We start from the raw sequence: 19,604 nt of genomic DNA, 5'->3' as shown, positions 1-19,604 counted from the left end.
CCATGGCTAAGACAACTTGGAAAAACTGGAGTGGTATTGTTAAATACAAGCCATTAAAGGTTCGTATGCCCGCATCTGAACAAGAAATTATTCAAAGAGTACAACATTGCGCCATCAAAAAACGCAAAATGAGGATGATAGGCTCCGGACATTCATGGACCCCTCTTTGTGAAACCGAACAGGAGTTGCTCTCTCTCGATAATTATCAGGGAATAGAAAGCATAGATCATGCTAAAATGCAGGCCACTGTTTATGCGGGCACTAAAATACACCAACTGACTCAATTGCTCTTTAACGAAGGCTTGGCCATGGAAAACCTTGGAGATATTGATCGCCAATCTATTGCCGGAGCAATCAGTACCGGAACTCATGGCACAGGAATTGATTTTGGCATTATTCCAACGCAGGTCATAGGGTTATCAATAGTCAGTGCTTCGGGAGAAGTGATCGAATGTTCGGAGCAAAAAAACCGCGATATTTTCAAAGCTGCACAGGTATCCTTAGGCGCTTTGGGAGTTATTTCAAAAATTACCCTGCAATGTGTGCCTGCCTATAAACTTAATTACTCAGCCGATAAAGAAGACCTTAATTCCTGTTTGGCCAATCTCGATAATTACAACCACCACAACCGGAACTTTGAATTTTATTGGTTTCCATACTCTTCGGTTTGTCAAACCAAATTCAGCAATATTACTGACGAGCCTGTTCGGGACAACCCTGTCAGCGATTTCCTGAATGGGGTGGTTCTCGAAAACGGCATTTTTGGTGCGGTTAGCAATGTTACCCGCATTGCCCCGAAAATATCATCGTCTGTGGCAAAATTTAGTTCAATGATGGTTTCGCCTTTCAGCAAAACAAACTGGAGCCATAAAGTTTACGCTACTCCAAGGCATGTTAAGTTTAATGAAATGGAATACAATGTTCCGCTTGAGGAGTTTAAAGATACCTTGCAGGAAGTAGTGGATGCTTTTGAACATTACCGGTTTCAGGTTCATTTCCCCTTAGAAAACAGGTTTCTTAAAGCCGATGATATTTACTTAAGCCCCGCCTTTGGCCGAAACTCGGCACATATTTCTTTTCATACTTTTAAAGGGATGCCCTATCAACATTATTTTGATGTCATGGAAAGCATTTGTCGAAACCATCAGGGGCGACCTCATTGGGGCAAACTCCATTCGCTCACCGCAAAGGACCTTCGACCCTTGTTTCCAAAATGGGACGATTTCTTAACAGTCCGTAGCCGCTTAGACCCAATGGGAATGTTCCTGAACGGTTATTTAAGGCAGTTATTCGGGTTGGAATCATTATAGGATTGAATGTTCTGAAACTTCGGTTTTTCGGTTACTCAGTACATCAACTCCCAGGCGCTTCGATATGCACCAATTTTATCTACATAATCTAACAGTTTTTGGTAAAAGGGATGGATTGCCAGGGTAGCACTATCGGCGCTAATGACGAGTTTTTTTCTTGCTCTTGTCATTGCCACATTGGTACGTCTGACATCGGCTAAAAAACCAATTTCTGCGCGGTCATTGCTTCGCACCAAACTCATGGCAATGATGTCGCGCTCTTGTCCCTGAAAACCATCAACCGTGTCAATCGAAATATTAGGCAAGTATTTTACCAGTGTTTCGTAATGCATAATTTCGGTTTCTATCAACCGAACCTGTTCCTTGTAAGGGGCTATGATGCCAATATTGACCTGACCTGCATAATCCGGTTGTTCAAACTCAATTGATTCCAAAATCTGTGAAAGGTATTTAAGTAACAGAGTTGCTTCCTGTGGATTGCTGAAACTCATGGTTTGAGGGTTTTGAACCTCTTCAAAACCGCAACCTGCTGTGTCTATAAACTCAAATGGCTTGCTCAGTTCGGGGTAAATGCTGTCTGAAAGTGAAGTCAATGTATGCTCTGAAACCGAAGGATGTGCCGACAGATTGGTTTGGTAAAACTCTTCGCTCGAAAAACGCATGATTTTTTCATTCATACGGTATTGGGTTTGGAGCATGGTATGCGCTTTGGTTCGTTTGATGCTTTTTTCAAACAAAGACAAATTCAGTCCTTTTTTTATGGCTTCAGCCGATTTGACTGTCGGCGGCAATTGGCAATGGTCGCCGGCAAAAATCACCCGTTTGGCTTTTAAGATGGGAATCCAGGTAGCGGGTTCCAAAGCTTGTGCGGCTTCGTCAATAAAAACAGTTGAGAACATCCGATCGCGCAAGACCGGTTGTGCTGCCCCTACTAAAGTAACCGTTATGGCTTCTGCCTGATCCAACACACTGTTTAATATGTAAATTTCCAATTGTCTTGCATAATCCAGCAACAAACGGGACTGACTTTCCAAATGCTTTCGCTCTTCTCGCTCATCTTTGCCAAAATTTCGTTTAAACTTCCGGGCTTCCAGTTTTAATTGCAACGCTTCTTTTCGGGTTTGAACCATACGCTTGTAATCGGGGTGCTTTGTTATCTGAGCATCCAGTGTGAGGTGTTGCAGTTCCTCCTCAACTCTTGCAGGATGACCAATGCGGGTAACTCTGACTCCTTTCTGAAACAGCTTCAGACTAAGCAAATCTACTGCGGTATTGCTTGGCGCTGCAACCAATACTTGCTTTTCCGTATGGATAACATGTTGAATAGCTCTTACTAACGTTGTTGTTTTTCCGGTTCCCGGCGGGCCGTGAACAATGGCTATATCATCTGCAATAGCAATTTGACGGAGGGCAAGGTTTTGAGAATCGTTTAAATCCGGATAACTGATATAAGGATACTTTTCGTAAAAAGAAGGTTCGCGATAGCCGAGCAACACTTCGCGAAGATGTCCTAATCGTTCGCTATCTCTGGCTTTCAGCAATTTTTGGAGGGTAAGCTCCATTTCACGGTAAGTCGTTTCGTTATACAACAGGTCAACGCCTAATTTACCATCGCCCAACCAATCGGGCAAGTCTGAATTGCGCACCACCAACCAAATGCTGTTATCCCTCACTTTTTTTATCACCCCCTGTAGCATCGGGTGCTCCCCTTCGTAGGCATTGCTGAATATCGCTGCAGTTTGACCGGATTGAAACTGATGGATTTCGTTTGACAAAGAAGTGCGTTGAATCTCCAGCACATATTGTTCTCCAAGGCCAATCTCCTCGCTTACAATCTGTACAGGATACCAGGTAATCCCCCTTTTTCTGCGTTCGCCAATTGAAGTTTCTTTAATTAGTTGTTCATACTGTTTGATTTCCTCATCCCGCTCGGCTTTAATGAGTTGTAACAAATGTTGTATTTCTTCGGTGCTGGTTTTCATCTAAGTCGGTTAAAAAATCAGGGTTAAAATTAATGTTTTATATAGCAGTATCTCTATGGTGACTAAAAAGCAAAAACCCGTTGTAAATCAACGACTTACAACGGGTTTTTTGCGGACCGGACGGGACTCGAACCCGCGACCTCCGCCGTGACAGGGCGGCATTCTAACCAACTGAACTACCGATCCAAACTTGTGCTTACCCTCTTTCTGCGTAAGCGAGCGCAAATTTACTGTTGTTTTCGGTATCTACAAATTTTTTTAAAAAAAAGTTTCTTATCTGTGATTTTAAATCCCTGCTTGTCAATCAAAAGAGATTTCGGCAAAACTATCGGAAACTTTTAAAGTAACGGGCATCCCCATCACCAAAGCCCGGTTATCAGAAATATGTCCGGCAGGAAACCCGAATGTTACCGGAAACGAATAGGCCCCGCTGTAACGGGCAATGATATCTTCGGCGGTTTCACCAAACGGAATGGCATTATCTCTCATTTCTGTGAACCCTCCAACTATCAACCCGGCGAGGTGTTGTAGTTTGCCGCTGCGTTTCAAGGCATTCATCATGCGGTCTATATGATACAGGTATTCGTCCAAGTCTTCCAGAAACAGAATTTTACTGTTTGTCAGTATGTCAGAAGGCGTTCCAATCAGCGCATAGAGCAGAGACAGGTTTCCCCCAATCAGATTACCCGATGCAACACCCGTCCGGTTTAACGGGTTGGCCGGTATCCGGTAATCAGGAAGATTTCCGAATAATGCCTGACGAAGGGTTTCGAGAGCCTCAGAGGTGTTTTGAGCAAAGTTTACCGGCATTGTTGCATGTATTGTCGCAATGTTCAACTGCGTATGGATATGGTTATGTAACACGGTAATATCGCTATAGCCTACTATCCATTTGGGAAACTGGCTAAACCTGCTAAAATCGAGCCGGTCAATAATCTGAGTAGTGCCATAGCCTCCCCTTGCACAAAAAATGGCTTTTATTGTTGTGTCATCCAACATTGATTGAAAATCTTCCAAACGTTCTGATTCTGTGCCGGCAAACTGATGATGCGATTTGCCAATAGTTTTTCCGATAACCACATCAAGCCCCCATCCTGATAACAAATCAATGGCAAAACCAAGTTCACCGGTTGTTATTTTTCTGGCAGTTGAAAGAAGGGCAACCTTATCTCCTTGTTTCAGACCCGGAGGCAACATGGTTTTCATAAGAGCTGTTGTATCGTTTTGTCGGACAAAGATGCTCAAAAACTGTCATAAATATCCGAAATTCGGGAATTGGGATTTTGCTCAAAAATATGCCGGTCTAAATGAAACAAAATAACCTGCATCGTATCCATTACCGGAAGATAGGACGTTAACATTTGTGCTGCTTTTTTGCACTGATTAACCCCTGCTTCTTCAATCCGTATCATATCCCCTTTGCCGACGCTGCTGCCGTTGATCATGGTTGACTTCAAGGCTAAATAATGATTGTTACCCCGTGCTTCCAGAATTTGCTTCATAGTGTCGGCTTCTGCACTGTTTAAATTGGCAATGAGATTAGAATACCGGCCGTTTCTGAACACTACCCCCCAGGAAAACAGCGGTAAAGCCACATCCACCGGAAGGGGGTATTCGCTCAGTTTTCCCAAATATTTTTGGGCAGTTTGCAGGTCGAGTATTGAATTTTCGGTATCAGGATGTTTAAAGTCCCCCATATTGTAAAACATCAGCGTTACCCGATCAACCGGAGGAATCCCGGTCTGATGGCTAAATTTTACCTGATGCAGGCGAAGGGTCGAAGAAAGAAGGGTCTGCTTTGGTGTCAGCTTTTGTTTTAGGGCGGTCAGGAGTTGGAAATATTTGTCTTTTGTGCTGCCGGTCCAATCACAATCTATCTGAATTTCAGGCGGAACTTTTGATTTAACGGGCATAAGTGCCAAAATTTTTTGAAAAATACTGTCGGCCAAAAACTGAATTTCATCCGCAGATATTTGTACAAGGGTGTTGTTGGTCAGGTAAACAACCGGTATCATTTTAATTTGCTCAGGCGGTAAAGTAGTAAATGTAACAGGAGCTACAGGTACCGGTCGCTGTAATTTTTCTTCCCAATCCACATCAAAAAATTTGACGTACAAGCGGGTAATACCGTTTTGGTTCAATGATTCAATTTGGTTGGGTGTAAGGGCGAAGTCCGATTTCCAGTAATAGAAACACCGGTTGTTAGGAATATGCCTGTCTGATTTTACCGAATGGCAATGACAGAACAGACAAATCTGTGCAATAAAATAAAGGCAGGAGAATGCCGACAAAACCGGTAATTTCATAACAAAGTTAAGGCCGGTGGGAAATAATGTGCGCCAAAAGCGGGGGTAGTTCGACTGTGCCTGAAGGTACATATCCAGACAAAATAATGCTGTAGCTTCCGCCGGCTTCAAATTGAAGGTCGTTGATTTGATAGATCTCATCACCACTTATGCTATTGGTAAAAAAAATCTCATACCCCCCTTCGGGCAAACCGGGTAAAAATGCGGACATTTCTGATGGAGCAGCGGGGTTAAATTCGAGATTTGTAAGGGTTGTATCGGTCGCTAACCCTATAATCCGGGCATTGATTTCGCCTGAGTTTGGCGAGGCATTGATTACTCTGAGGGTTACTTTTCCGGTATCGGCACGGGCTATGGTATCGGCAAAGATAACAGCTTCGATGGTAAAGTCTGGTTCGGGCACCATCAACATCGAATAGTATTTACCGGCGGTTAGCGTTTTTACCCTCAACACCAACAGATTTGAATCTGTGTCCGGCTCCTGAATACTAAAAAGTACTTCTTTGCCTCCCGGTACAGATACATAGTCGCTATGTGCAGGATATGAGAGATCTTGAGAGAGTTGGTCATTGTTGTAAACCACCGAAAAATTGTCTAATTCCGGTTCAGCATGTATCAACATGACCTGCGAAGAAGGAGATTCATCGTCAGATTTGCCGCAACCGGGTTGAAACATCAGGCAGGTTACCGCAAAAACCGCAATCAATACAATGCGGGAATACAAAGTCATATTTATTCGGTTTCTGTGCGAATAGCTGCAAATTGTTCATGCGGCATTTGGATAATGGGTTTGGAAAACATTGTTGGCATGTTTTCTCCAAACATCTGTTTTAGCTCATTTTCGATACTGGCATATAAAATTGACTTCGATTTAGCCCGCAGAATAATTTCAAGGGTTTCTTTGATTCCCTTGTCCGGATCTAAGGTTTGATTTTCTGCTTTAAAAAAACCTACGTCATAAATCAGTTTTTTGTTGAGTAATGTTTCTGCTATTTTTACTGCCTGTTCAAACCCTGTTGTTTCAATATGTACAACCATCATATTCTAAAGGAAATGTTTTAAATCTAATTATAACAAACCGAAGTAAAACCGGAAGAATCCGGTATGGAAATTTTAAACTAAATATTTATTGCAGTATTTCAGAAAACGACTTTTTCTGCCACACAGAATCTCAATCTACTGTAGTATAAATAACCGGCATAGGCTGACCGGCGCAAATATCGCGTAACCGCTTTTCGATAGAGGTGTAAAGTGTATGGTTTGTGGTAGCTATTAAAATCGTTTCATTGACCATAGCAATATTGCCTCCTACCAATCGCATGGAAGGCACATCTTTATAGAAATTATAACCGTCAATTAATTGCTCTTCCATTAATATTTTAGCAATGTTTTGCGCCTGATTCGGTTGATGCGTTTCGATATGTAATGCCGCCATACTTTACTGTTTTGATTTGGAGTGGTCAATAAATTTTATTATTGGATATTTTTAAAACGAAAAACTTGCACCATAAGTTGTAACTGCCGGAATTAAAACTGAAATAAAACCCGATATTTTGTTAACCATGCGGTAGAAACTGCAAACAGCAAGACTGAAACAGCTAAAATAACCCACATCACCGAAAGCATGTTAAACAACACCGCAAACAGGACAGGAAGGCTTGCCAGACGTATCATTTCAGCATACCAAACCCACCGTTTTTTTTCAAAAATGGCTCCCATATTGATGACAGAGACAATAATTAGCACTGCTATTGCAATTTGCACATAAACAGGCATGTTTTCGGCACTAAACAAAAACAGGGTGGTTCCGGTCAACACCAAAAAATATTGCATCAGCACATAGTAACTGAGACTTACAGGAATCTGGGTTTCGTATTTATGAAAGGTTTTTGGAGTTACTGTTTTGGGGTGTTGGGCTCCACCCAAATAGTCGGGCTGCCATCCCGGCTCTTTGGTCAACACCTTCCAGCGGTCTTTCCATGTTCTTGATTTAAGCATTGTTTTCCACATCCATGCCCAATATTCAACATTTAACCAAAGCGGATTCCAGCTATTGGGTTGCTGGGTTACCCCATAGACCACTTCTTCTTGTTCTTCCTGAAAAGTGCCAAACATCCGGTCGAAGATAATAAGTGTGCCGCCGTGATTGCGGTCAATGTAAATCGGATTTACCCCATGATGTACCCGATGGTGAGAAGGGGTATTGAAAATAAACTCAAACCATTTGGGCAGTTTCCCGATGGTTCGGGTATGTATCCAAAACTGATACAATGTCTGAAAGGCATTGATGGTCAAAAACAAAACCGGATTGAAGCCAATAAAAGCCAAAGGGAGGTAAAAAACAGTCGAAAATATGCTTTGCACCCAACCCTGACGCAAAGCAACGGTCAGGTTGTACTCTTCGCTTTGATGATGTACGACATGGCTTCCCCACATCACACTGATTTCGTGTGTCAACCTGTGGAACCAGTAATAAAAAAAGTCTATACCTATAAACAATAGTATCCAGGTCAGCACGCCGTTGGGCATAGTGGTAAGGCGAAAATGGTCGTAAATAAAAACATAAAACAACACCAGCACTGTTTTCAAAAATATGCCCAAAACTTGTTGGCCAATTCCGCAGCTAAGGTTGGTTATGGCATCATTAAACCGGTAGAGTTTGGTGTGTTTCAGTTTACTGACCAATAACTCCATCCCTATCAACAGAAAAAAAACCGGAATAGATAAGGCGATATAATCTACAGCTTCCCCCATAAAATATTCTAATAATTCAGTTAGAAATGTTCGGTCTAAATCCTGTTGTTAATCAAACCAGGTAATATCAGGATGTGTTTCTTTGCCTGTATGGTTGCAAATCAAAATGGACAATGAACGACTATGAAACCATGAAATTCTCTTTTAAAACCCCAAACTATATCTGTTTATTTTTTTGACAGCAGGTGATTTCAAAACTTTGTTCAAAATTAACCATGCCTGTGCAAAGACCAAAGCCATTCGGAACAATTTTATACCTTTATGAAAAAATACTCCTCCTTCCATGAAAAATAGTTTTATTTTTCTTCTGCTGTTCGTTTTGGTGATATCAGTATCTGCACAGCCATCTATTGTCAGGCAATCGGTTTTTGGTGAACCTGCTTTGGATGATCAGGCAGAATCTATCATCGAAATGCCGGCAGGAGGATATGCCATTGCCGGTTATAGCGGAAATCCGTTAAACTACAATTATTTGATTACCCGTTTAACTGACGACTTTAGTATCGTGTGGCAAACCAACTTAGGTGGAATTGATGTGGATAAAGCATACGGCCTTGCAGCAACGGAGGATGGCGGAGTGGTAGTTACCGGCATTTCTCTTTCACCGGATGGCGATGTCGGACAAAACAATGGAGGTGTAGATACCTGGGTAGTCCGTTTGTCAAACGAAGGAGATACCGTCTGGACTAAGGTTTTGGGTGGAACAGGTGAAGATTTCTTCCGCTCCATCATAACGTTAGCAGATGGTTCATTTATAATGACCGGTCATTCTAATTCTGCCAATGGCGATTTTCCGGAAAATTACGGAAATTTAGACCTTTGGGTGGTCAAACTATCTTCAGATGGCGAGTTGGTCTGGAAATACAACTATGGCGGTTCCGGAAACGACAGCGGCTCTGACGTTGTCTATGACGAAGTACGTCAACAGTTATTAGTCATCGGCTCCAGTTCGTCTTCTGACGGAAATGTCAGTCTGAACAAAGGCGGCCGCGATGTTTGGCTATTGCATCTGGATATGGAGGGCAATTTGTTGTGGGAAAAAACTTATGGCGGAACATTAGGAGATTTTGGCATTGCCCTGACTTTGACTACCAACGGCGGAGTGGCTTTTATCAGCGATATTATCTCCAATGACGGCGATATCACTCAATCTTTCGGGCAAGGCGATATCTGGATGGCAAGAGTCGACTCTGCCGGCAATTTGTTATGGCAACGAACTATCGGACTTTCAGCACTTGATAATGGGAGAGACATTATTTATGATGCCGTTTCTGATTATGTATATGGCGTAGGTATTAACTACGATCCTACTGTTTCTCCTCCCAATTACATCTGGGATGTCAACTTCATCAAACTCAACGGCTTAAACGGAGGAGTAGTCTGGACTCAGAATTTCGGAGGTTCGCTCTATGATTTTGGAAATGGAATGACCCGAAACAGCCTTGGAAATTATGTGATCGCGGGTTATACCGATTCAACAGACGGCGACCTGGGCGGAGGTTATAAAAAGCAGGAAGTTCTTCACGGCAACCACGATATCTGGGTGTTTGAGTTAGATGAATATGTTGCAAACACCGACTTAGATTTGGAGATAGCTTCCGGTAACGATGCGCTTGCTTTTATCCCGGCTTTGCAATCTGTTCAGGTCAAAACGCTTTTGCTTCATCCTGCCAAACTTGTTTTTACTGACCTGACAGGACGAATTGTTTATGCTGAATACCTCCATCCGACAACCGACAAACTTTTGATTGGCCTTCCAAACCATCTGCCTTCGGGTATTTACTTTGCCACACTATCTGACGAAATCAGCCAAATCTCTACGGTTAAAATTGTTTTACCTTAACCCCGCCGGATGTTAAACATCCTACTTGTTTTGAGTTAACACCAGATAGTCCCAGGCTGCTAACTCAAACACATCTTCCCCTTTCAATTCATAAGTTTTGTTTGAAAAAAGCTCCGTATAATTGCCGGTATGATATTTTGCTTCCAGTTTAACAGTTACAGCCTTATCGCTGAAATTAATAATTGGCATAACTTTATCGCCGTTTTTTTCGCGTGAAAAAGATACCACTTTTTCAGGTTGGTCATTGTAAACCTTCACCATCTCCCCTCCCCAGTTGCCATTCCACAAGGCCTCGTTGCTGTGTTTTAAGTCAAACAGCGTTTTATACATTTTTTGAAACGGGTGTTCTTTCCAAACAATCAGGTCTTTTTCAAAAAAAGCTAACGATTTGTCTAACCCCGCTTCCTGACCGCCGTAAACCAAAGGCATCCCATTCACCGTACAGGCAAAAACCATGGCGGCTTTCAGACCATTTCCAAAATTGGAAAACTGATTGCCCTCCCACGAATTTTTATCGTGGTTGTCGGTAAAGGTCATCCGGTAACTTCCTTTGGGAAAAGAACTGACATCATTTGCCATATAATTAACCAGCCCTCCTAACCCTTTTTTTCCGGTTGTAACCTGATGAAGATGATCCCATAAACTCCAGGCATACGTCATGTCGAAGGCTTTTTTGTGCAAATCGCGGGATTCCCATTCAGCCAACATAAAAACCGGTTTTATGGCATCTAACTCTTCCCGCACATTATCCCAGAAGTCAACCGGAATAAATCCTGCCACATCGCAACGATAACCATCAATATTGGTTTCTTTAACCCAATATTTCAATGCTTCGGTCATATATTTCCTTAGTCCGGGCTGATCATAGTCAAAGTCAATGATATCATCCCAATCATACCAGGGGGTAGGTTGAAAATTGCCCTCGCGGGATTTGGTGTACCATTCGGGATGTTCTGCCGTAAGAGGATTATCCCAGGCAGAATGGTTGGCCACCCAATCAATGATTACATACATTCCAAGGCTGTGAATGGTATCTACCAACGACTTAAACTCATCGAGGCTTCCAAACTCGGGATTGACCCCGTAATAGTCTTTCACCGAATAATAACTGCCCATTTTCCCCTTGCGGTTTTTCTCGCCAATGGGATGAATGGGCATCAGCCAAATGATGTCAATGCCCATCTCTTTCAACCGCGCTAAGTGCGGCACAAATGCCTGAAATGTGCCTTCGGGTGTAAACTGACGAATATTTACCTCATATATGGTCGCATTCTTGCTCCACTCAGGGTGACTCAATTCGACATAAGGCTTGGGGATATAACGACTTTCCGAACCGGAATTTTTTGATTCAGGTTCTTCCTGCCTCGTATTAACCTGCCCCTTATCGGCACAACTTGCTGACACCAAAACCCATGCCGTTAAAACAACAAACCAATAATACCGCATATCTGTATGTTTAAAAGGTCTAAAAAACAGGACTGTACCGGCCAAACAATTTTGCCGGAAGCAAATGTAAAAATTAATTTGTTAGATTTCATTTTAACCCGAGAACCCTCTCTTACTATAATCTCAAAACATATATTTTAAAGATGCCTTCCATTTTTGGAGTACACTATAAAGTAACTACCCTGTGAAAGCCATTACCAGGCTTCCTACAACCCGAATTAACACCAAAACCAACAATTTAGCACCTGCGCAAAGACATAATTCACCCCTGCAAAGACTCAATGCATACCTGCATTGACTTATTGCATCCCTGCAAAAGGTCATTGCACCCCTGCAAAGGCTTATTGTGCCGCTGCAATAATTCAATTCACCTCTGCAAAGACTTAATGCACCCATGCAACAGATTCTTGCACCTTTGTTTTGGCTTAAAGTGCCCCTGCAACGGGTTAATGCACCCCTGCAATGACTCAAAGTGCCCCTGCAAAGACTTAAAGCACCCCTGAATTAAGTCAAAGCACCCCAGCAATAAGTCATTGCACCTTTAAAATTCTGCGAAAATCTGCGTTATCTGCGGGAAAAATATTGCTCCTTGACCCGCTCCTAAAAATTGAAGGATATTTTATTTTTTTTACTAACAACTCACACCACTATTTTGTATATTGCTCCGTCATTCATCTGCATCACCTATATTTAGCAATTGGGGAACACAAACTAACTAACAAAACATTCTTTAAACCGCATTAAAACTCCAATTTTATGCGTAATGAAAAAAATTCTTTCCCTGTTTCCGGCTTTAGGTCGTTGGTTGTCTTCGTATCGTTTTCCCTATTATATATGGGGGGGGGGGTAATGTGTTAATGGGGCAACCGCTTGATTTTTGCGGAGTAATTGAGAAGCCGCCGCTTCAACAAGGACAAACTCCTCATTTTTACGACCGGTTTGGTAATGCTTACACCGATGACGATTTCCCTTATCCGGGCGATGGTTCCGGTGCTTTTAAAGGTGCCTGCAACAGCGGCTTTTTTCAGTTGTTGTTTACCGGCTCTTGGACACCCCAAGAGGAAGAAACCATTTGCAGGGTTTTTTCCGATTTGTCCGAAATGATGGATTACTCCACAACTTTGCTGCCCGACATACATTTAATAATTAAAAAAGATACCCTTCCTGAAGACATTTTGGGTACCGGAAGCCCCTATTGGATGTCTGATTGCGGCATTGCCGACAGCCCTATCCTTGAAAAATTATATGGCACAAGTACCTCAACGGAATATATGGGAATACTGACTATTGATTTGGATGCCCTTTGGCATACCATAGCAGACGACGACTCGCTGCAAACAGGTTTCGGTATAGACACGCTACATTACGACCTCTATTCTGTTGCCCTGCACGAAGCATTGCATATTTTAGGTATTGGTTCGCGTATATCTCTGAACGGCACACCTGTTGATGGCTCTTTTTACAGCCGTTGGGATAAATTTTTGTTTTCGGTTCCCGATTCAGCCTTTTTAATCAGCTCCGGTCCGACCACAGAATGTTGCAGCAATTATGCCTTTAACACAGATGTTTTTAACGAAATGCCCGACGACTTTGCCTTTGGATGCTCGCTGCAATTAGGATTTAAAAACTATACCGGCTATATATTAGCACCGGTAAATGTAGCCGGCAATATAGATTTTACCGATACCGATGGACTCTCCGTTTTTCTTAACAAATTATCTCATTTAGATACAACCTGTACAGCCTTATTAGGGCTTAGTTCGGCAAATTATGTGATGCATCCCGGTATCAGTGCCGGCGAAATGAGACGCGTTTTAACGGGTGCCGAACTTGAAATTCTTTGCGCCCTTGGCTATCATATAACAGATATGACGGAAGAAGAAGTCTGTGAACAGCCCTGCGAAATATTTGCCACACCCGATACCTACCATATTTATCTGAATGGCTTATCTGCCAACAACCCCCTCACCATCCCTATTTATGGCGAAAACGGCATATTAAGCAATGACACCCTGTCCGAAGGTGTTACAATTAGTTTTGACTTGGATTGTTTTAATATTGGCGACCTTGATATAGATATTAACTCCGACACAATAACCATTACAGCAACCTCATTAGGAATTTTTCAGTTTTGTTATACCCTTGTAAGTTGTAACGACATTTGCAAAACAGAAAGAATAACCATAATAGTTAATCACGAACCCATAGAAATTCAATGTAGCGACCCAAACTGCAATTTGATATGTTACGGTGATTTTGAAGATTTTTTAACTTATGGAAGCAATAATTATTTTTTCCAGTTTGATCCTGAAGACCAGATTAACGATTATCGGTTTACAGAGAGACCAAACTCGCCGGATATAATACAATATAACGATAACAATGTGCTCCACCTGTTTCGTTGTGAAGCCGGTTGCGATTGGGAAACGGTCAGCCTGCCCTTGTCTAACCCTATCCCGCCCGGTTGTGAGGTTACGGTCGGCTTTAGTGCACTTTCTGTTGCAACTGACTCATCCTCCGTTTCAGGCTTAGTACCAACCTTGCTTTTTACGGCATTGGACGAGTACCCATGCTCTTCTTTCCCTTTTATGGGTTGCACAACGGGTACTTTTAATATATGCGGTTCTATATCTGCAACAAATATGACTCCGGACGATTGCGGGGTAGATTTGGACCCTGCCATCATATTGCCGTCAGGTGTTACCATGCAAGACACACTAAACAATATAGATTTTAATCTTGTACCTTACTACACTTTTTCATGGGTTAACACAACAGATGAAGAAATCAGTACACTTTTAATGAGTGCCTACACTAATTTAGGAGATTCTGTTTTTCAATATCATATCTATATAGACAGCGTCTCTGTTGTGTTGGAATGTGATTCAATTGCAATCATTAATGCCGATAACTTAACCATCTGCGCCGGACAAACGACTACACTAACTGCATTGGGCGGAAGTAGCTATTTATGGAGCAACGGTTCAAATGCCCCCGCCATCATCGTCAGCCCCGACACTACCACTACTTATACCGTAACGGTTACTTTAACCGGCTCCGGCAACTGTACCGCAACCGGTGAAGCTACCGTAACCGTGAACCCCTTGCCCGATATGCCTATTATAGAAAACCTAATGTCCCAGTATTGTATTGCCGATACTGTACAACTATCCCCAATGCCTTCCGGCGGTGTGCTTACTGTAATAGACCCCAACGGTAATGATACAGACATTAATGAACCACCCTACAACTTTATTGTTGGAATAGAAGGAGTTTATTTGATTTTTTATGAGGTTACCAATGAATGGGGTTGTACAACCATTTTAGCTGAAGTTACTGCGGTTGAATATTGTTGCCCGCCACCACCAGATGAAACACCTGAAGTTATAGATACTTATCACGAACTCCTATGTTGTTTGCAGGAAACCGAGTTTCTGATAGATCAAAACTCAAATGGGTTAACGATGGTTTATGACAATTTGGCTTACGTGGTACAAAGTTCAAGTACTTGGTCAACAGCTTCTAACGAACTGATAACAGTTTTCGGCACTCCGACAGGAGGCATAATAAACATCAATGCCGATATTATTATTCCAAGAGGAATAGTACTCGATCTTTCTGGATTTACCGCTTTTTTTGGACCTCTTGGTAGAATTATTGTAGAAGACGGAGCAGTTTTGCGGATTTTAAGCGGTGTAACTTTAGATGGGCTTCTTCCTTGTAATGTTGTTTGGCAAGGCATCAGAATAGTCGGACCTGGTTATGGGGTTTCTCGTGCAATAATGATAGATGCATTGCCTAATTACGGAGTATTAAACTTGAACAGTGCGGTAAATTCGCATATAAACAATGCTATTATTGGAGCTGCCGGTATGTTTACACCTATTATTGATGTAAATGATATGGCTACTCAAATCGAAGCTCATCAAAATGAGTTATGTAGCGATCCCGGCAGTACTCTATGCCAAACATTAACCCCTTTAGTATTACAACCTTCTACCAACAGTACGGAAGCAATCAATTCTGCGGGGGGGGTCATTATTACCCAAACCGGAGTATTTTATAATTGTTTTCAAGGGTTGAACCTGAGTTGGTACACCAATACTGCACCAATTGGAACAATAGCCTCAAGAATTGAAGGCACAATATTCAGATGCAGTAATGCCGGATTAATCTTCCCGTTCAATGTGCTTGCCGGTACCGCCACCTTTACCACCGAAGCCTGTATTTACGGCGAAAAATATTCCCGCTTGTTTATAGGAAACAGCAATGCTTTTGGAACAGGCAACACATTTGGAACACCTAAGTATGGCATTAGAGGAATGGACATAAACAGTTGGATTATTGATGAAAACATTTTTGAAGACTGTACAGTAGGAACGTCATTAACAGCAACTTCATTTTCAAGTTCATACGCCAACAATGTAAGATTCAATAAGTTCAATGATTGTGTTTTTGCAATCCAGGCATTAGGCGGCAAAATTAACACAATTTCTAATGAAATAACAGGTTTAGCGAATGTTCCAAATGTATCGTTTGGTATGGTTATATCTCGCGCACAACTCAATATCTACAACGACTATATCAATGAAACTTCAGCCGGCATTGTTTTGCTCAATAATTCTTGGGTAACTAATATTGTTCACGAATGTGTATTTTCTGAAAACAGTATAGGTGTTTGGCTGATTGGTGATAACGAAGGCACTCAATTGTATTGCAACCAATTTTTAGATCAGGAATATCCCATTTTACTGATAGACGATACCGTCAATAGTATTCTTGGGATGTTGGATGACCAAGGTAACTGCAACCCATCTTTCCCCCGTCCGGCAGATAATGTATTCATCAATTCTACATATTTTGATATTACTTCTGTTATTGCGGATGGGTTTACCTATTATCATCGCCCGGTAGTTGAACTTACTCCTACTATTGTTGATTATGGCGGAGCTACAACAATTAATTCACCGTGCTCTTTTGGCGGGAATACAGTTAGCTGCTCAACCTGGCGGGAAATACCGGATTATATGGTCAGAGAAATGGGTGAGGAAAGAGAGGTAGATTATGTAATGCTCAATAAATATTGGAACTACCTTTTAGAAGAACAAGATACAATTTCGGCTATGTCTTTGCTCAATTCAGTAGAAACCGATATGGCAACAAGGTTAAAAATTGCCGGCGCTTTAGAAGAAAGTGATTATACGCTAACATCGGCACTTACTGAAACCTTATCCGAAACGGAAGAAGAATCTTTCTGGTTTAAACAACTTGTTCAGATAGAAAAAGATTTGGGTCAGAGCAACCGCACCTATATGGAACTATCTTCTGAAGAAGAAACTTTAGTGCGCCAAATAGCTGCTACAAATACCCTTGCTTCGATGGATGCGAGAGTAATGCTATATACAGCATTCGGTGAAGAAATAATACTTGCCTTGCCTCAACTTCCTTCCATAATAGCCGAAAATATAGGAAACTGGAATGTACATTTTAAAAATAAAAATATTGTAAAAGACCCGAAGGTTATTGTATATCCCAATCCTACAACTGATATACTTTCTATTCAGTATTTTCCTGAAAAAAATACAAACTATAAGTTACAGATTTTTAACTCTCAGGGTAATCTACAAATGGAAAGTTCATTAGACAACAAAAAGTCTGTATTTACCTTAGATATTGGTAACTGGTCAAGCGGGCTATATTATTACCACATCAAAGACAATAGCAATATGCCTATTGTTGGTAAATTTACGGTTATCAGTAAATAGCGATTTTTTTAAAGACCTTGCATATATATAAAGCAAGGTCTTTTTTTAATTCCCTAAAGTTTAAATTTCATATCATGTGGAGACTTATAATTATATTGGCATGCACTTTTTTAATACAACCAATTTGGGCACAGAATAAGTACTATGAAAAAAACATAAAAACATTGTTTACCCAAGCTGTAGGTGAGATTGAGTATTACGATGGGAATAAAGTTTTGTTAGGTACAGGTCATTTTCAGGATATTAACAGTTTTGAAAAAGTAAAATTGATTTTTACCAATGATCAAATAGAAGACACAATATCGTTCAATTTTGGAGAAGATTTCGGCGATTTTGTTCTTAGAGACTTAATCCAAACTCCAACAGGTTTCGCAATAAGTGGTCGGATGAATAATGGTGTAGTTAATCCGATTACTAACGAAACTCATGACACTCAATACTTGATGGAGGTGGATTTCGACGGAAATTTGCTCAATTTTTACAATCTTCAACAGTTCCCATATCAAGGTGATGCAGCATGTATGCATTATTATCCTGAAACCAATACTTATTATGTTGGCGGAGAGACATTTTTAAGCACTGTTCCTACTCAAATGTGGTTGCTGAAAATGACCGATGGCGAGGTGGTTTGGCGGAATAATTATGGCACTTATAACCATCGTAATATAATTTATAAGTTATTACCTTCTTCTGAAGGGGGGGTTTATGCAATTGGCAGAGTAGAGGTTAATCCTGGCTTTTTTTTCGGAAATTTTTTTCTGTCGAAAATAAATGAATCCGGTATTATGGAATGGAGCGAAACTTATAGTATTGGTTATGAAGATCAACTTGTAGATGGCATACAGACAAATGATAATGGTTTTGCTTTGGCAGGAGGGAGTAATCTGCCCGGTACAGTTAGTAACAATAAACTGTATCCTTCTATGCTCCGTTTAGATTCCTTAAATGAAGTACTTTGGAGTCGGGTGTATTTTTCAGAGGGTGTTAGTGGAGGTTATATAGGAAGGGTTTATCAAGTAGGGAGTAATTTTGTATGTATAGGCGGAACGCGTAAAACAGGTATTTATACAGAAGCATTTATTATGAAAGTGCGTGGTAGCGATGGTGAGCCATTATGGACACGGATATTCGATTATGGGATATCGTACGATTACTTTTATAATTTCACTCCTGTTCCGCAACCTTTAGGAGGCTATATTTGTGTGGGTCGCGCAGATACTATTGAAACAATTAATTCTGAACTGTGGTCTCTTGGTGGGGCTTACATCGTCAAAACCAACTGCATGGGTTTGCTCACCCTGCCGCAGGCAGCATTTACCATATCGCAAGACCCCAACCTGCCCGCCCGCTTCCTGTTTACCAACCAAAGCCAGTACGCCTACCCCGACAGTATAGACGGTGGATACTACCACTTAGATTGGGGCGATGGCAGCCCGCCCTACCTCTGCGGGCAAGGCTACGCCGCTTGTAGTGCTAACACTATTCCACACACCTACCAAACCGAGGGTATTTATGGCGTTACCTTGCAAGCAATAGTTTGCAACGATACTTCCACCCTTACCCAATCTGTTTGCCTCGGCTTTGCTCCCAATCCGCAGGCAGGATTTAGCTATGAAGATACCGGAGGCACAATCATCTTTACCAACCTAAGCCAAAACGACTATTTAGAACAAGGCGGTCAGCTAAGTTGGGATTTTGGCGACGGCAGCCCGCCGGTTTCCGAAGAACACCCCACCCACAGCTACGAAGAAAACGGCACATATACCGTTACCCTCACGTTGGTAGTCTGTGCCGATACTTCGGTTTATTCGCAGGAGGTGGTTGTTCAGACGGTGGGCGTTTCTGAAATCCCCTCTTCGGAGGGGTTGGGTTCTTTAATAGTTTACCCCAACCCAGCCCAAAACACACTCCAGTTCATCATCACTAACCCGCCCCGCTCGTTGAGCGAAGTCGAAACGAGCCTTACCCTCTACAACCTAACCGGTCAAACCCTCCTGCAAACCTCCCTTGCCGCGGGCGAAACCGTCAAAACCGTTTCGGTGGCGCATTTGCCGGTGGGGTTGTATGTTTATGTAGCAGAGCAGGCTGGCGGTGTGGTGGCGCGGGGGAAGGTGGCGGTGGTGCGGTAGGTTGTTCCAAACCTTATAGGTTTGAGGCTGTCTAAAAAGCCCCTCAAAAAGCAGTTCTCATAAATCAAA

Annotated in this window: 12 protein-coding genes and 1 tRNA gene; 4 read left to right on the top strand and 9 right to left on the bottom strand. The window is 41.9% G+C overall.

Translation table 11 applies throughout. The features are described from left to right. The first annotated feature begins 2 nt into the window (after nt 1-2). A complete protein-coding gene (locus IPM47_08125) occupies nt 3-1,310 on the top strand; it encodes an FAD-binding protein (GenBank protein QQS30877.1) in 1,308 nt (435 codons plus the stop codon). A 35-nt stretch (nt 1,311-1,345) separates the two neighbouring features. On the opposite strand, the gene IPM47_08120 is transcribed toward IPM47_08125, so the two are convergent. The 8 genes from IPM47_08120 to IPM47_08085 form a co-directional block, all read right to left on the bottom strand. Further along, the gene (locus IPM47_08120) at nt 1,346-3,292 is read right to left on the bottom strand and encodes an AAA family ATPase (protein ID QQS30876.1); all 1,947 of its coding nucleotides are present in this window, start codon (nt 3,290-3,292) and stop codon (nt 1,346-1,348) included. A gap of 112 nt (nt 3,293-3,404) precedes the next feature. Then, nucleotides 3,405-3,478 (bottom strand) — tRNA-Asp (locus tag IPM47_08115). A gap of 114 nt (nt 3,479-3,592) precedes the next feature. Then, nucleotides 3,593-4,489, bottom strand: coding sequence for an LD-carboxypeptidase (locus IPM47_08110; protein QQS31420.1), 897 nt, complete (start codon nt 4,487-4,489; stop codon nt 3,593-3,595). 44 nt (nt 4,490-4,533) lie between these two features. After that, nucleotides 4,534-5,598 (bottom strand): hypothetical protein, encoded by a 1,065-nt coding sequence (locus tag IPM47_08105; GenBank protein ID QQS30875.1) that lies wholly within the window; start codon nt 5,596-5,598, stop codon nt 4,534-4,536. A gap of 7 nt (nt 5,599-5,605) precedes the next feature. Next, entirely contained in the window at nt 5,606-6,328 is a 723-nt protein-coding gene (locus IPM47_08100; protein ID QQS30874.1) for a DUF4397 domain-containing protein, read from the bottom strand. A gap of 2 nt (nt 6,329-6,330) precedes the next feature. Then, nucleotides 6,331-6,639 (bottom strand): hypothetical protein, encoded by a 309-nt coding sequence (locus IPM47_08095; protein ID QQS30873.1) that lies wholly within the window; start codon nt 6,637-6,639, stop codon nt 6,331-6,333. Between the two features lie 130 nt (nt 6,640-6,769). Continuing rightward, entirely contained in the window at nt 6,770-7,033 is a 264-nt protein-coding gene (gene cutA, locus IPM47_08090) for a divalent cation tolerance protein CutA (GenBank protein ID QQS30872.1), read from the bottom strand. Nucleotides 7,034-7,125: 92 nt separating this feature from the next. After that, the gene (locus IPM47_08085) at nt 7,126-8,352 is read right to left on the bottom strand and encodes a sterol desaturase family protein (protein ID QQS30871.1); all 1,227 of its coding nucleotides are present in this window, start codon (nt 8,350-8,352) and stop codon (nt 7,126-7,128) included. A 283-nt stretch (nt 8,353-8,635) separates the two neighbouring features. Between IPM47_08085 and IPM47_08080 the strand changes: the two genes are divergently transcribed. Beyond that, nucleotides 8,636-10,195, top strand: coding sequence for a hypothetical protein (locus IPM47_08080; protein ID QQS30870.1), 1,560 nt, complete (start codon nt 8,636-8,638; stop codon nt 10,193-10,195). A gap of 21 nt (nt 10,196-10,216) precedes the next feature. On the opposite strand, the gene IPM47_08075 is transcribed toward IPM47_08080, so the two are convergent. Beyond that, nucleotides 10,217-11,641 carry an alpha-glucosidase C-terminal domain-containing protein gene (locus IPM47_08075; protein ID QQS30869.1) on the bottom strand — a complete coding sequence of 475 codons (1,425 nt, stop codon included), beginning with the start codon at nt 11,639-11,641 and terminating at the stop codon, nt 10,217-10,219. Between the two features lie 857 nt (nt 11,642-12,498). On the opposite strand from IPM47_08075, the gene IPM47_08070 reads away from it, so the two are divergent. Beyond that, nucleotides 12,499-17,406, top strand: coding sequence for a T9SS type A sorting domain-containing protein (locus IPM47_08070; protein QQS30868.1), 4,908 nt, complete (start codon nt 12,499-12,501; stop codon nt 17,404-17,406). A 164-nt stretch (nt 17,407-17,570) separates the two neighbouring features. Beyond that, the gene (locus tag IPM47_08065; GenBank protein ID QQS30867.1) at nt 17,571-19,535 is read left to right on the top strand and encodes a T9SS type A sorting domain-containing protein; all 1,965 of its coding nucleotides are present in this window, start codon (nt 17,571-17,573) and stop codon (nt 19,533-19,535) included. Nucleotides 19,536-19,604 lie beyond the last annotated feature (69 nt).

It is taken from the genome of Sphingobacteriales bacterium (genome assembly GCA_016700115.1).
Classification (GTDB): domain Bacteria; phylum Bacteroidota; class Bacteroidia; order Chitinophagales; family UBA2359; genus UBA2359.
The sequence above is the reverse complement of the archived record's forward strand: the minus strand, read 5'-3'. Positions and strand labels throughout refer to the sequence as shown.